The organism is Methylobacillus sp. MM3 (genome assembly GCF_001645185.1).
In the GTDB taxonomy this organism is placed as follows: domain Bacteria; phylum Pseudomonadota; class Gammaproteobacteria; order Burkholderiales; family Methylophilaceae; genus MM2.
The window spans coordinates 92,383-106,634 of record NZ_LXTQ01000011.1 but is presented as its reverse complement, the minus strand read 5'-3'; the positions used below and the strand labels follow the sequence as shown (position 1 = coordinate 106,634).

The following is a 14,252-nucleotide window of genomic DNA, read 5'->3' as shown; positions in this document are numbered from 1 at the left end:
AGTTGAGCGAATGATGATGAAGCTTCCCACCATGGTAAGGTCAAGCCCCGCAAATTGCTTGACCTTACCATCATGGGAAGGTTCAGAGTATCGTTATGCAATGCAGGGCTACACTCAAGGAGATTCCAAATGCATACTTTCAATGTTAACGACATGACCTGCGGCGGTTGCGCAGCGACGATTACCGCAGCCATCCGCAACATCGATCCGGACGCCACTGTCATCGCCGATCCCGCAACCAAGATAGTCAACGTGGAAAGCACGTTGCCGGCTTCCTCCATTGCCGATGCGATTGCAGCGGCAGGCTACCGCGTCGCAGAATGAAGTCGCTTGCCCTCATCATCTGCGGGCAGTAGGCTAGAAACATGACATCGTCCAATTCCCTTCGGCTTGCGATTGACGGCATGCGCTGCGCCGGCTGCGTCGCCGGCGTCGAAACCGCTTTGCGCGGCGTGCCCGGCGTCGCGGAAGTGAATGTCAATTTTGCCGCCCGGACAGCCGATGTTCGCGGCGAAGCCCAGGTACCCGCACTGATTGCAGCCGTATCGAAAGCGGGCTATCGCGCCAGCGAAATCATTGACGAAGAAGCCGCCGAAAGCGAGAAAGAAGCCGCCGAACTCGCACATTACCGTGTGCTAATGCGTAAATCACAGTTCGCGCTGGCCGTCGCCGTGCCGGCCTTGGCATTCGGTTTCCCTGCGATGCTCGGCGGTAACATGCCACACGCCCTGATGCAATGGGGATCGCCCGCCCTCGCAGTGCTGACGCTGACGGTGATGCTGTACTCCGGTCCGCAATTTTTCATTGGCGCATGGAAATCATTGCGCAACCACACCGCCACGATGGACACGCTGATCGCACTGGGCATGGCGGCAGCATGGGGCTATTCGCTCACTGTCACCGTCGCGCCGCGCCTATTCCCGGCCGGTACCGCCGAACCATTCTGGGACGTGATCGCCGTCGTCATCGGCCTGGTCGTGCTGGGGCAGGCGCTGGAGATGCGCGCACGCGGGCGCACCTCGGAAGCCGTGAAACGCCTGATCGGCTTGAAACCGAAAACCGCACGCGTCGTGCGCGACGGGCAGGAAATCGATATTCCGCTGGCCGAGGTGCGCGTCAACGATACGCTGCGCGTCCGGCCGGGCGAGAAAATCCCGGTAGACGGAGAGTTGATCGAAGGCCATTCCCTGGTCGATGAGTCCATGCTCACCGGCGAGCCCATGCCGGTCGAAAAAAACGTAGGCGCGGAAGTCTCCGGCGGCACGCTTAACAAAAGCGGTACCTTTCTTTTTAGAGCGACGCGCGTGGGCAAGGATACCGCGCTGTCGCGCATTGTCGAAATGGTCCGCCAGGCGCAAGGCGCCAAACCTGCCATCGGGCGGATGGCCGATACCGTCTCCGCCTGGTTTGTGCCGGCGGTGCTGATCGTCGCGGTGACTACATTCGTCGTCTGGTTCGATTTCGGCCCCGAACCCCGGCTCAACTTTGCGATGATCGCGGCCGTCACCGTGCTGGTAATCGCCTGTCCATGCGCACTGGGGCTGGCAACGCCGATGTCGGTGATGGTGGGCGTGGGCAAGGCGGCCGAACACGGCATATTGATCCGCAACGGCGACGCGTTGCAGCAGGCTGGACAGCTGACCACCGTAGTCCTCGACAAGACCGGCACCGTAACGATGGGCAAACCCGCCGTGACCGCGCTCATTCCGGCCGCCGGCCATGATGCCGACGGACTGCTGCGCCTCGCCGCCAGTCTGGAAGCAGGCTCGGAGCATCCGCTGGCGGAAGCGGTGCTCAATGCCGCAAAGGAACGCGGCCTGGCACTCGCCCCAGTCCAAAATTTCCAGGCGGTTGCAGGCCACGGCGTGCATGGCGAGATCGATGGCAAGCATGTCCGATTCGGCAACTACAAATTCATGGAAGAGCACGGCATTGCCTGCGATGCCCTGCACGACCAGGCCCAGCAGTCCGCATCGCGCGCGGAAACGCCGATGTTCCTGGCCGCAGATGGCATGCTGGCCGGCATCGTCGCTGTGGCCGACCCGATCAAGCCGGATTCAAAAACCGCCATCGCCCGGCTGCATGCGCTGCATATAAAAGTCGTCATGCTCACCGGCGACAATGCCGCCACGGCACATGCAGTGGCAAAACAGGTTGGCATCGACGCGGTATTCGCCGAAGTGTTGCCGCAGGACAAGGACAAACAGGTTGCCGAGCTGATCGCGCGCGGCGAAAAGGTCGGCATGGTCGGCGATGGCATCAACGATGCTCCCGCTTTGGCCCGCGCCGATGTCGGTTTCGCCATTGGCACCGGCACCGATGTCGCCATCGAATCTGCCGATGTCACGCTGATGTCCGGCTCGCTGCACGGGGTGCCGAACGCAATTGCCATTTCGCGCGCGACAGTGCGCAATATCCGGCAGAACCTGTTCGGCGCCTTTATCTACAACGTCCTGGGCATTCCGATTGCCGCCGGCCTGCTCTATCCCTTGTTTGGCCTGCTGCTCAATCCGATGATCGCCGGCGCGGCGATGGCGATGTCGTCGGTCACCGTGGTCAGCAATGCGGGACGCTTGCGGTGGTTCAAGCCATGAGCGAAACAATCGTCACCCTGGGCGGCATTGCCGCGATTGCGGTGATCGCATGGTGGTTCTGGCTTTCCAAATCCAAAGCCGAACATGTCAACGCACAGCAATCCATCGATATCCAGGTCAAGGATGGCGTCTACCAGCCGGCCGCGCTCGAAGTCCCGGCAGGACAGGCGCTGACGCTGCGCTTTACCCGCCATGACGCCACGCCTTGTGCGGAAAAAGTCGTATTCGGCGATCTCGGCATCAGCGCCGACCTCCCGCTGGGCAAGACGCAGAGCGTGACCCTGCCTCCACTGAATCCTGGCCAATATGAATTCACCTGCCAGATGGGCATGTATCGAGGACGATTGGTGGCGACGCAAGCATGATTCCCCAGGTAGCGCAGACATGCCGGCGGTTGAGTACGGCCCTTGAGCAATGATTTTCTGGCTGGACGCTGATACCCCTTTTCCCCCGCTGGAGCGAGCATTGAAAGAGCCCAGCGGCCTGCTCGCAGCCGGAGGCGATCTCTCGCCGAAGCGTCTGCTCGATGCGTATCGCCATGGCATTTTCCCATGGTACAGCCCCGGACAGCCGCCACTGTGGTGGAGCCCCGATCCGCGCATGGTACTGTTTCCGGATGAGTTGAAAATTTCCCGCTCGCTTGCCAAACGGCTGAAAAAGCGGGATTACGAAATACGCTACGACACGGTATTTCGCGAGGTTATGCTGGCCTGCGCCTCGACGCCGCGCCCCGGGCAGGAGGGTAGCTGGATCGTGCCGGAAATTCTGGAAGGATATTGCAAGCTGCACGCCCTGGGCTATGCCCACTCCATTGAAACCTGGATGGACGGCAAACTAGTCGGCGGGCTATACGGCGTCGCCATCGGCCGCATGTTTTACGGCGAATCGATGTTTCACCACGCCACGGACGCTTCCAAGCTGGCCTTTGTGCATCTGGTACAGCTCCTGCAACAGCAAGGCTTCGGCATGATCGATTGCCAAATGCATACGGCCCATCTTGCCCGTCTGGGCGCACGCGAAATCTCCCGCAACGAATTTGCCCAGAGATTGTCCGAATTGGTAAAATTGGAATCTGATTCTTCAGGAAAATGGAACTTCCATGACCCTGCCCAATGACCCGCCGCTTCAGCGGATCCAGTTCTACGTCACCACGCCCTACCCTTGCGGCTATCTTGACGGGCGTCAGGCGCAATCCCTGATTGCAGCGCCGCACCACCTGATCGACAACCGCGTTTATAGCGACCTGATCCAATTCGGCTTTCGCCGCAGCGGCAAATTCGCTTACCGTCCGCATTGCGAAAATTGCTCGGCCTGCGTGCCGGTTCGCCTTCCTGTTTCAGAATTCAAACCAAGCCGCAGCCAACGCCGCGCCTGGAAGCATCACGCCAACCTCACTGTACAAGTGCTCGACCTGCATTATTCCGAAGAGCATTTCAAGCTGTATCGCGCATACCAGCATGCGCGACACACCGGCGGCGGAATGGATGCGGATGGCGTCGAGCAGTACCGGAATTTCCTTGCGCAAAGCAATGTCGAGACCGTGCTGGTCGAATTCCGCGAAAACGAAGTGCTCAAGATGGTGAGCGTGGTGGATTGCGTACGAGATGGCCTATCCGCGGTTTATACCTTTTACGATTGCAGCAACCCGCACGCCAGCTACGGCACTTACAGCATCCTGTGGCTGGCCGAATGGTGCCGGCGGATCCAGCGTCCCTATCTTTTCCTCGGTTACTGGATCGCCGAAAGCCGCAAAATGGCCTACAAACAAGACTTCCAGCCATTGGAAGCCCTGCTTGACGGAGAGTGGCATCCGCTCATGAAAAATTCTTCAAAAGATGTGTGAACTTTCGCTGATTTGCCGAAGTCACACTTATGTCATCTCCGTGGCATCGGCGTTCTGACATTGGAGCTCAATCTCGGAACGCCATCTATTTAAAGGCCTGTTTCAGTAGTATTCGGCGTTGCCAAGGCCATGCGTGAGGAAGTACGTAAGGCGCAAACCGCAGTCTGGTTTTTCCAAACGGCGGCAAGCAAGTGACGATGCGCCAGGCATGGTTTTCCTACTGGGTCGCGTTGATGTGGAGCGCATCTGCTGGTTGCGCAAGTTGCGAACTCAAAACTCGTATCGCGCGCGTCCTGCAGTCATCCCGAATCTATCGCGATGGCAATTGCCGAATACTACTGAAACAGGCCTTGCCATAACCTTTTTCCGCATTACCTTTATTCGTTCGCAATGCCGTGCGGCACGTGACAGGTCGCCACATGCTGCCGTGCCGATTCGCAGTGTTTGCTCTGATCGTCAAAAAAGATATCCGCCCCGAAGGCCTCCAGGAATGGTCCTTTGTCCATTCCCGCAAGGAACAGCGCCTCATCGATACGAATCCCCCAATGCCGCAAGGTGCGGATCACCCGTTCGTGCGCCGGTGCGCCACGCGCCGTGACCAGCGCAGTCCGTATCGGCGCGGAGTCGGCGGGATATTCCGCCTGAATGTGATGCAGCATTGCGAGAAAATTCTTGAAAGGCCCGCCGGATAACGGTTCGCGTGCCGCTTGCACCTCGCTGTCCGAAAAGGCAGCCAGCCCTCCGGCCTTGTACACCCGCTCCGCTTCATCCGAAAACAACACCGCATCGCCGTCAAAAGCGATACGCAGTTGGTCGGTCTCGTTCCGCCCCACATTGGAAGGCAGGATGGTCGCCGCCGCATAACCCGACTCCAGCGCCTGCCGCACATCCGCCGGGTCGGCTGATAAAAAGAGATGGACGCCGAACGCCGGCACGTAGCGATACGGACTTTCCCCGCGCGTAAACACGGCTCGCTCGATGCCGAGTCGATGATGCCTGATCGAATTGAACACGCGCAGACCGGTATCGGCACTATTACGCGACAGCAGGATCACTTCTACCCGCTGTACCGAACCCGGCTGATTGAGCGCCAGCAACTTGCGCGTCAGTCCGAAGGCGACGCCGGGCTCCAGCGGGTCATCCTCGTGCTCGATCTGATAGCGGCAATACGCCTCCACGCCTTCTTGCTCAAAGACCTCATGACTGGCCGACAGGTCGAACAGCGCACGCGAAGCAATGCCGATAACAAGTTTGTTGTGTGTTTCCATCCGTAAATACTTTCTAGGGGGCCTTGCAAGAGAAGACAGGCAAGCCATCATGCTAGAATACCTCCCTTTTTTCCACTCCGTACATCATGCTCGACAAACAGGCCATGCTGGACAAACTGGTGATCATAGGCGTCGGTCTGATCGGCGGCTCGGTCGCGCTTGCCGCACGGCGGGCCGGGCTCGCGCGCCGCATTGTCGGCGTGGGGCGCCCGAGCGAAAACATGGATGCGGCGCTCAAACTGGGCGTGATTGACGCCATCGAGCCGGTTGAGTCAGCGGTTGCGGACGCCAGTTTCGTATTGCTGGCGATGCCGGTCGGCCAGATGCCGGACGTGATGGCGGCGATTCGTCCACACTTGGGCGCAAATACCCTGTTGTCCGATGCAGGCAGCACCAAGGGCGATGTGGTCGAAGCCGCGCACGCCAATCTCGGCGACGCCTTGCCACGCTTCGTTCCAGGCCATCCGATTGCCGGCGCGGAGAAAAGCGGCGTCCTGGCCGCGAAAACCGAACTGTTCGACGGCAAGAATATCGTCCTGACGCCACTGCCTGAAAATTCCGCTGCGGATGTGAAAGTCATCGCCGATTTCTGGCAAGGCTGCGGGGCTCACGTCATTGAAATGCCAGTCGATCTCCACGACCGGATATTCGCCGCCGTCAGCCATTTGCCGCACGTGCTGGCATTTGCGCTGGTCGAGGAAATCGCGCGCCGCCCCAATGCCGATCAACTGTTCAGCTTTGCCGCCGGCGGCTTCCGCGACTTTTCGCGCATTGCCGGCAGCTCGCCGGAAATGTGGCGCGACATTTGCCTCGCCAACCGCCCTGCAATGCTGCAAGAGCTGGACGCCTATATTGCGCGCCTTACGCAAATCCGCAGCCTGATTGACGCGCATGATGGCGACGCACTCGCTGCTGCGTTCGAACACGCCCGCCATGCCCGCAATGAATGGGCTCACTCTCAAAGCAAATAACTATGGATACATTGAATCTCTCACCCGTCAGCCGCGCCAAAGGCACCATCAAACTGCCCGGCTCCAAGAGCATCTCCAATCGCACGCTGCTACTGGCAGCCCTGGCCGAAGGCACAACGCATATCCGCGACCTGCTCGCATCGGACGACACCGCGCGCATGCTTGAAGCGCTGAAAATTCTTGGTATACCGCTGGAGCAAACCGGCGCTGACGACTGGAAAGTCACGGGTGTGGGCGGAGCATTCAAAGTCAAGGAAGCCGATCTTTTTCTTGGCAACGCCGGCACAGCCTTCCGTCCGCTGACCGCCGCGCTGGCCCTGTCCGGTGGACACTACAAGCTTTCCGGTGTCGCACGCATGCATGAACGGCCCATCGGCGACCTCGTGGACGCCTTACGCCAGGCCGGCGCGGACATCCGCTATCTGGGCAATGACGGTTTTCCTCCGCTTGAAATTTTCCCTTCCGCCGTCAGCGGCAACAAGGTTTCCGTGCGCGGCAATGTTTCCAGCCAGTTTCTGACTGCACTGCTGATGGCATTGCCCTTGACCGGACAGGAAACGACCATTGAAGTCGTCGGCGAACTGATCTCCAAGCCGTACATCGAAATCACGCTCAACCTGATGGCACGCTTCGGCGTCGATGTTCAGCGCAACGGTTGGCAATCGTTCACGATTCCCGCAAACAGCCGCTACCGGAGCCCCGGCGAAGTGTGGGTGGAAGGCGACGCCTCCTCCGCCTCGTATTTCCTGGCTGCAGGCGCCATCGGCCGCGGACCGGTGCGCGTGGAAGGCATAGGCAAGCAAAGCATCCAGGGCGATGTGCGTTTCGCCGAGGCGCTGGAGTTGATGGGAGCTGAAGTCACGATGGGCGACCACTGGATCGAAGCCACATCGAGCGGCAAGCTGAAAGCGCTCGACCTCGATTGCAACCACATTCCCGATGCCGCGATGACGCTGGCCATCGCCGCGCTGTACGCCGACGGCACCACCACGCTGCGCAACATCGCCAGCTGGCGCGTCAAGGAAACCGACCGCATCAGCGCGATGGCAACCGAGCTGCGCAAGGTGGGCGCCACGGTGGAAGAAGGTGCGGACTACATCCGGGTCACGCCGCCGGTCGCCCTGATTCCGAACGCCGCAATCGACACTTACGACGACCACCGCATGGCGATGTGCTTTTCGCTCGTTTCGCTGGGCGGCGTGCCGGTGACGATCAATGATCCGAAATGCGTCGCGAAGACCTTCCCCGACTATTTCGACAGATTCGGAGAAGTCGTTCAGGCGCGGTGAGCATGGGCCAGCCCTTCATGACCCATGCGCTGCCAGAATTTTTCATGGAAGAAATAAGCCACGGTATTGCAGGCTGGCTCGACCAGGGCAATAGCTCCGCCAACTGCCACGCTGCCCGTCATCGCATAACCGACGGTAAAGGCGACAGAAAAATGAACAGCAGCAAACGAAAGCGTTTTTTTCATGATGGCCTCCTTGACTTTGATGAGAACCATTATCAACAACGCTTGATATTCAAACAAATTGATTGTTTAAAAGAGTCCGATAGGAAATACAAATAGATGAGCCAGCCGCCCGCCCCTCCCGTGATTGCCATCGACGGTCCATCCGCTTCCGGCAAAGGTACTGTCGCGCAACTCGTAGCGCAGAAGCTGGGTTATCACTACCTGGACTCCGGTGCGTTATACCGCATCGTCGCGCTGGCAGGATCGAAGCAAGGCATTTCCTGGAATGAAGAAGCTGCTCTGGCCGACATGGCCAAGGATCTGGATATTCGTTTCGAGAATGGCGAGATTTTTCTGAACGGTGAGAACGTCAGCGCGGAAGTGCGAACCGAAGAAATGAGCCGAGGCGCATCCGAAGTCGCCGTGCATCCGCAAGTGCGTCGCGCGCTGTTAGACCTGCAACGCAGCTTTCGCAAGACGCCGGGCCTGGTGGCCGACGGACGCGACATGGGCTCCGTGATTTTCCCGGATGCCGAGACCAAGATTTTCCTGACTGCAAGCGCTGAAGTGCGCGCCGAACGGCGATATAAGCAGTTGATGGAAAAAGGAAACCATGCTAATCTAGACGACATCCTCAAAGATTTGCAATTGCGCGACGCCCGGGACCGGGAACGTAAGGTGGCGCCGTTGCAGCAATGCGAGGATGCCGCACTGCTCGATACGGATCATCTTACCATCGCGCAGGCCGTGCAGTCGGTACTGGATTCTCATGCCGCGCACTAGCAACACCAATTTTTAAGCTCCATGAATCGCACGATTCATGGTTTTTTTAATCTGACCCGCCGCCAGGCGGGAATATTTAGGTACTTTAATTAATGGCTACTGCTTCCCCACAATCCCAAGAGAGTTTTGCCGCCCTGTTCGAAGAAAGCCTGGCACGCCAGGAAATGCGTTCGGGCGAAGTGATCACTGCTGAAGTGGTCTCCGTCGATAACGACTTCGTTGTCGTCAACGCCGGCCTCAAGTCCGAGAGCGTGATCGCCGCCTCCGAATTCCGCAACGACAAGGGCGAACTCGAAGTCGCCGTCGGCGATTTCGTCAAGGTCGCGATCGAATCGCTGGAAGACGGCTTCGGCTCCACCAAACTCTCTCGCGAAAAAGCCAAGCGCCTGGCGGCCTGGCTGGATCTGGAAGAAGCGATGGAAGAAGGCCGTATCGTCAAGGGCGTGATCAACGGTCGCGTCAAGGGCGGCCTGACCGTCATGATCAACGGTATCCGCGCATTCCTGCCGGGTTCGCTGGTCGACACCCGTCCGGTCAAGGACACCACCCCTTACGAATTCAAGGAATGGGAATTCAAGGTCATCAAGCTGGATCGCAAGCGTAACAACGTCGTGCTGTCCCGCCGCGCCGTCATGGAAGCCTCCATGGGCGCAGACCGCGAAGCACTGCTGGCCAACCTGAAGGAAGGCGCAGTGGTCAAGGGCATCGTCAAGAACATCACCGACTACGGCGCATTCGTCGACCTCGGCGGCATCGACGGCCTGCTGCACATCACCGACCTGGCATGGCGCCGCGTCAAGCATCCTTCCGAAGTCCTCACCGTGGGTGAAGAAGTCGAAGCCAAGATTCTCAAGTTCGATCAAGAGAAGAATCGCGTTTCCCTGGGCATCAAGCAACTGGGCGACGATCCGTGGGTTGCCCTGTCCCGCCGTTATCCGGTCAGCACCCGCCTGTTCGGCAAGGTCACCAACCTCACCGACTACGGTGCGTTCGTTGAAATCGAACCGGGCATCGAAGGCCTGGTTCACGTTTCCGAAATGGACTGGACCAACAAGAACGTGCATCCGGCCAAGATCGTCCAGTTGGGCGACGAAGTCGAAGTCATGATCCTCGAGATCGACGAAGACCGCCGCCGCCTGTCGCTCGGCATGAAGCAGTGCAAGTCCAACCCGTGGGACGATTTCGCTGCCAGCCACAAGCGCGGCGACAAGGTTTCCGGCCAGATCAAGTCCATCACCGACTTCGGCGTATTCATCGGCCTGGCCGGTGGCATCGACGGCCTGATCCACCTGTCGGACCTGTCCTGGAGCCAGACTGGCGAAGAAGCCATCCGCAACTTCAAGAAGGGCGACGAAGTGGAAGCTGTCGTGCTGGCGATCGATGTCGAGAAGGAGCGTATCTCCCTCGGCGTCAAGCAGCTCGACAACGACCCGTTCAACTCCTATACCACCACCCATGACAAGGGCAGCATCGTCAAGGGCGTCGTGAAGAGCCTGGATGCCAAGGGTGCAGTCGTGACCCTGGACGGCGAAGTCGAAGGCTACCTGCGCGCTTCCGAAGTTTCCCGCGAGAAGGTTGAAGATATCCGCAACGTTCTCAAGGAAGGCGACGAAGTCGAAGCCCGCATCATCAACATCGACCGCAAAAACCGCGGCATCAACCTGTCGATCAAGGCCAAGGATATGGCCGACGAAGCCGACGCCATGCAGAAGTACGGCAGCAACGACAGCGGCAATGCGGGCACCACCAATCTGGGGGCGCTGCTCAAGGCCAAACTCGACGGCAAAAACAACGAGTAAGGCATGGACGCCATGACCAAATCGGAGTTGATTGCCAAGCTGGCAGCTCGGTTCCCGCAGCTCGTCGTCAAGGACGCCGAGCTGTCGGTCAAAGCGATCCTTGACGCCATGGCGGAAAAGCTTGCTACTGGCAAACGCATCGAGATTCGGGGGTTTGGCAGCTTCAGTCTGAACTACCGTCCCCCGCGCCTCGGTCGTAACCCGAAAACCGGCGCCAAGGTGCAGGTACCCGAAAAGTATGTACCGCACTTCAAGGCTGGCAAGGAATTGCGCGAACGGGTCGATTTAGACGCGTAACCGTAGTATTGGTAAAACAGGCGGCAGAACCTGCGTTCTGCCGCTTTTTTTATGTCGATTTAGGTAAAATGCGGCATGCGTTATTTATATCTGACAGGTGGATTTCTGCTATTCCTCGCGGCCTTGGGTTTCGCTCTCAAGAACACCGCCCCGGTCACGCTGGAATACTATCTGGGGCTGCAATGGCATGCTCCACTCATATTGGTCATGCTGCTCGCTTTCTGCGCCGGTGCGCTGGCCGGGATCATTGCCTGCCTGACACTCGTCATACAACAACGTCGCCGTCTGCTGGCGATACAACGCGAACTGCACGCTTTGCAGTCCAGTCAGGACTGACCTCTTCACAATGGAATTCGAATACTGGTGGCTGCTGGCCCTCCCCCTGTTTTTCCTGCTCGGCTGGCTGGCCGCGCGCATGGATCTCAAGCAGTTGCTCACCGAGTCGAGCGCGATGCCCGCCGCTTACTTCAAGGGGCTGAATTTCCTCATCAAGGAACAGCACGATAAAGCTATTGAGGCCTTTATCGAGGCGGTGCAGATCAATTCGGAATCACTCGAACTGCATTTTGCGCTCGGCAGCCTGTTTCGCCTGCGCGGCGAAATCGACCGAGCGATCCATCTGCATACCAACCTGCTCGAACGGCCACAGCTGTCGGATATTCAGCGCTTCGCCATCATGGCCGAACTGGCGCAGGACTACCTGAAAGCAGGCCTGTTTGACCGGGCCGAAGAGCTTTTCCGCGCCTTGTGCGCATCGCCCACCTATCACCAGCCGGCACTGCGCTCCCTGCTGGATATCTACATTCGCGAACGCGACTGGCTGCGCGCCATTGAGACGGCAACAGAGTTGGAGCGCGCATCCGGCGTTCGCTTCCATAAGGAAATCGCGCAATTCCATTGCGAACTGGCCGTCGAGGCCGCTTCCGCGGTTGGCACCGACCAAGCCAGGAAATACCTGGCGGAAGCGCTGGCAGCCAATCCGGAATGCGTGCGCGCCACCATCATGCTGGGCGACATGGAAGCTGCGGCTGGTTCGCGGCTGGAGGCCATCGTCACCTGGAAACGTGTCGAGCAGCAAAAACCGCAATATCTCGGACTGGTCGCTTCACGCCTGCTCGAAAACTACACAGCTCAAAGGAAAACCGGCGAAGGTCTGGAGTTGCTCAAGGTATGGATGGAAAAATACAGCCTGCCTTCCATCCTCAATATCATCTATGAAGCGACTCTGAAACACGAAGGCGCAGATGCTGCCGCCAAACTGGCCCGTACCGAGTTGGTTCGCAAGCCTAGCTTGAACATACTCGACCGTCTGCTCCAGGCGCGTGAGATTGAAAAGAGCGGCGAAGAAAGCGATGTCGGCCTGATCAAGAATACCGTTCACCATTTCCTCGGCAACACGCGCAGCTACTGCTGCAGCCAGTGCGGCTTCCGCGCACGTCAGTACTACTGGCAGTGCCCGGGCTGCAATCACTGGGAAAGCTTTCCGCCGGAACCCAAGGAGCAACCGCTACGATGACCGCACAGTATCACGATCCGAAAATTGTCGTCGCGCTCGATTTCGCGGAAGCGAAGCAGGCGCTGGCCTTTGTCGACCGCATCGATCCCACGCTTTGCCGCGTAAAGGTCGGCAAGGAGCTGTTCACCGCAGAAGGGCCGCGTTTTGTGGAAGAGCTGGTGAAGCGGGATTTTGGCGTCTTTCTCGACCTCAAGTTCCATGACATCCCCAACACGGTGGCCAAAGCCTGCGAAGCTGCCGCCAAGCTAGGGGTGTGGATGCTGAACGTGCATGCCTCGGGCGGCCGCGCGATGATGGAGGCCGCGCGTAATGCGATAGACAAGTCCTCGCAACAGCCGTTGCTGATCGCCGTCACGGTGCTCACCAGCATGGATCAGGCCGCGCTGAACGAAATCGGCATATCGGGCAATTTACAGGATCAGGTGTTGCGCCTGGCTTTGCTGACCGAGCAGGCTGGCCTCGATGGCGTTGTCTGTTCAGCCCAGGAAGCCACCCTGTTGCGCCAACATGTAAAGCAGAATTTTTGCCTGGTCACCCCGGGAATCCGTCCCGCCGCGGCTAGCAAGGATGACCAGTCGCGCATCGTCACCCCGGCAGATGCGCTGCAGCAAGGGTCGAGCTATTTGGTGATCGGCCGCCCCATTACGCAGGCAGTCGACCCACTCAAGGCGCTTCATGCCATTATCGATGAAATTTAGCCGCTTAAGTTGAGCACAGATACTCATACCGCATAGTTGAGTTTAAATATAATCGATCAAGAGGCATTGGCCCGACGCCGATGCATCCTCGCCAATCGTCAACTATTCAGGAGAACAACATGAAAAAACTCTTAGCGGTCTTTGCGCTTGCATTCGCATTTGCTTGCTCTGCCCAGGCTGCCGTCGATCTCAATACCGCGAGCCAGGCGGAACTTGAAAACGTTGATGGTATCGGCCCGAAAAAAGCACAAGCAATCATTGACTTCCGTAAGAAGAACGGCGCATTCAGATCCGTGGATGACCTGGACAAGGTGCCCGGCTTTGGCAAGAAAAGCGTAGACATGATGAAAAAGAACATCACCGTAGGTTCTTCCAAAGCGGCAGGCAACGGAAAAGTGGCCGACGTCAAAACAGTAAAAGAGAAAACCACGAAATAATTTCCTCTCCTCATCAGCAATAAAAAAGCCCCGCATTGCGGGGCTTTTTGTTTCACACTTGAATCAATCGTGATGCTTGTTGTGACCGGGGTTGTGCTTATTCTTCTGATGACCATACGCATGCCCGCGCTTCTTGTTATGGTGGCGATGCTCATCATCATCCTCAACCACGATAACCTGGGTCGCAGCAACCGGCATGGCAACTGCCGTCTTAACAACCGGGGCAGTATTGGTTTCGCCCACCGACTTGCCAACTGCGGAGCCTGCTGCACCACCCACGCCTGCGCCGACAATCGCACCGGTCTTGCCGCCCACAGACTGTCCCACCGCGGCACCTGCAGCGCCGCCTACCGCACCGCCTACGACCGCGCCGGTCTTGCCTTCGCCTTGCGTAGTTACGGCCGCGCCTACACCGCCACCCACCGCGCCTCCCACAACTGCGCCGGTTTTACCGCCAACTGCCTGGCCGATGGCAGTCCCCGCCGCGGCACCCACGCCGCCGCCGACTGCCGTCTTGACGGTACTATCTTCGGCTATCGCAGTGGTGGCAACCAGCAAAAGGAACAGAGCAAAAGATGAAAACTTCATATATG

The 14,252-nt window shown here is 58.6% G+C and carries 17 protein-coding genes; 14 read left to right on the top strand and 3 right to left on the bottom strand.

What is annotated here, in order from left to right:
- The first annotated feature begins 129 nt into the window (after positions 1–129).
- From A7976_RS04765 to A7976_RS04745, 5 genes are read left to right on the top strand one after another with little or no spacing between them, the layout of a single operon-like run.
- Positions 130–324: a heavy-metal-associated domain-containing protein gene (locus A7976_RS04765; protein ID WP_067107884.1), complete on the top strand. Its 195-nt coding sequence runs from the start codon at positions 130–132 to the stop codon at positions 322–324.
- Positions 325–365: 41 nt separating this feature from the next.
- A complete protein-coding gene (locus tag A7976_RS04760; RefSeq protein WP_067107881.1) occupies positions 366–2,594 on the top strand; it encodes a heavy metal translocating P-type ATPase in 2,229 nt (742 codons plus the stop codon).
- Positions 2,591–2,959, top strand: a complete 369-nt coding sequence (locus A7976_RS04755) for a cupredoxin domain-containing protein (protein WP_067107878.1) — start codon at positions 2,591–2,593, stop codon at positions 2,957–2,959. The genes A7976_RS04760 and A7976_RS04755 overlap by 4 nt, the downstream gene beginning before the upstream one ends.
- A gap of 49 nt (positions 2,960–3,008) precedes the next feature.
- On the top strand, positions 3,009–3,710 hold the full coding sequence (gene aat / locus A7976_RS04750; protein ID WP_067107875.1) for a leucyl/phenylalanyl-tRNA--protein transferase: 702 nt from the start codon (positions 3,009–3,011) through the stop codon (positions 3,708–3,710).
- Positions 3,694–4,437, top strand: a complete 744-nt coding sequence (locus A7976_RS04745; RefSeq protein WP_067107872.1) for an arginyltransferase — start codon at positions 3,694–3,696, stop codon at positions 4,435–4,437. Before aat ends, A7976_RS04745 begins: the two co-directional genes overlap by 17 nt.
- A gap of 377 nt (positions 4,438–4,814) precedes the next feature.
- Here A7976_RS04745 and A7976_RS04740 read toward each other — a convergent pair whose 3' ends face one another.
- Positions 4,815–5,705, bottom strand: a complete 891-nt coding sequence (locus A7976_RS04740) for a 5'-nucleotidase (RefSeq protein WP_067107869.1) — start codon at positions 5,703–5,705, stop codon at positions 4,815–4,817.
- A gap of 86 nt (positions 5,706–5,791) precedes the next feature.
- On the opposite strand from A7976_RS04740, the gene A7976_RS04735 reads away from it, so the two are divergent.
- On the top strand, positions 5,792–6,676 hold the full coding sequence (locus A7976_RS04735) for a prephenate dehydrogenase/arogenate dehydrogenase family protein (RefSeq protein ID WP_082877997.1): 885 nt from the start codon (positions 5,792–5,794) through the stop codon (positions 6,674–6,676).
- Between the two features lie 2 nt (positions 6,677–6,678).
- Positions 6,679–7,965, top strand: coding sequence for a 3-phosphoshikimate 1-carboxyvinyltransferase (gene aroA, locus A7976_RS04730; protein ID WP_067107866.1), 1,287 nt, complete (start codon positions 6,679–6,681; stop codon positions 7,963–7,965).
- Here aroA and A7976_RS04725 read toward each other — a convergent pair.
- Positions 7,953–8,150 (bottom strand): DUF2061 domain-containing protein, encoded by a 198-nt coding sequence (locus A7976_RS04725; RefSeq protein ID WP_067109069.1) that lies wholly within the window; start codon positions 8,148–8,150, stop codon positions 7,953–7,955. The genes aroA and A7976_RS04725 overlap by 13 nt on opposite strands.
- A 96-nt stretch (positions 8,151–8,246) precedes the next feature.
- Here A7976_RS04725 and cmk point away from each other — a divergent pair, with 96 nt between their 5' ends.
- From cmk to A7976_RS04690, 7 genes are all read left to right on the top strand, one after another.
- Entirely contained in the window at positions 8,247–8,912 is a 666-nt protein-coding gene (gene cmk, locus A7976_RS04720; protein WP_067107863.1) for a (d)CMP kinase, read from the top strand.
- A gap of 92 nt (positions 8,913–9,004) precedes the next feature.
- Positions 9,005–10,711 (top strand): 30S ribosomal protein S1, encoded by a 1,707-nt coding sequence (rpsA, locus tag A7976_RS04715; RefSeq protein ID WP_067107860.1) that lies wholly within the window; start codon positions 9,005–9,007, stop codon positions 10,709–10,711.
- A 12-nt stretch (positions 10,712–10,723) separates the two neighbouring features.
- Positions 10,724–11,008, top strand: coding sequence for an integration host factor subunit beta (locus A7976_RS04710; RefSeq protein WP_067109066.1), 285 nt, complete (start codon positions 10,724–10,726; stop codon positions 11,006–11,008).
- 75 nt (positions 11,009–11,083) lie between these two features.
- Entirely contained in the window at positions 11,084–11,344 is a 261-nt protein-coding gene (locus tag A7976_RS04705) for a lipopolysaccharide assembly LapA domain-containing protein (RefSeq protein ID WP_067107857.1), read from the top strand.
- Between the two features lie 10 nt (positions 11,345–11,354).
- Positions 11,355–12,524, top strand: coding sequence for a lipopolysaccharide assembly protein LapB (gene lapB / locus A7976_RS04700; protein WP_067107854.1), 1,170 nt, complete (start codon positions 11,355–11,357; stop codon positions 12,522–12,524).
- Entirely contained in the window at positions 12,521–13,222 is a 702-nt protein-coding gene (gene pyrF / locus A7976_RS04695) for an orotidine-5'-phosphate decarboxylase (RefSeq protein ID WP_067107852.1), read from the top strand. The genes lapB and pyrF overlap by 4 nt, the downstream gene beginning before the upstream one ends.
- A 119-nt stretch (positions 13,223–13,341) precedes the next feature.
- The gene (locus A7976_RS04690; RefSeq protein ID WP_067107849.1) at positions 13,342–13,659 is read left to right on the top strand and encodes a helix-hairpin-helix domain-containing protein; all 318 of its coding nucleotides are present in this window, start codon (positions 13,342–13,344) and stop codon (positions 13,657–13,659) included.
- Between the two features lie 63 nt (positions 13,660–13,722).
- Here A7976_RS04690 and A7976_RS04685 read toward each other — a convergent pair whose 3' ends face one another.
- Positions 13,723–14,247, bottom strand: coding sequence for a glycine zipper domain-containing protein (locus A7976_RS04685; protein WP_067107846.1), 525 nt, complete (start codon positions 14,245–14,247; stop codon positions 13,723–13,725).
- Positions 14,248–14,252 lie beyond the last annotated feature (5 nt).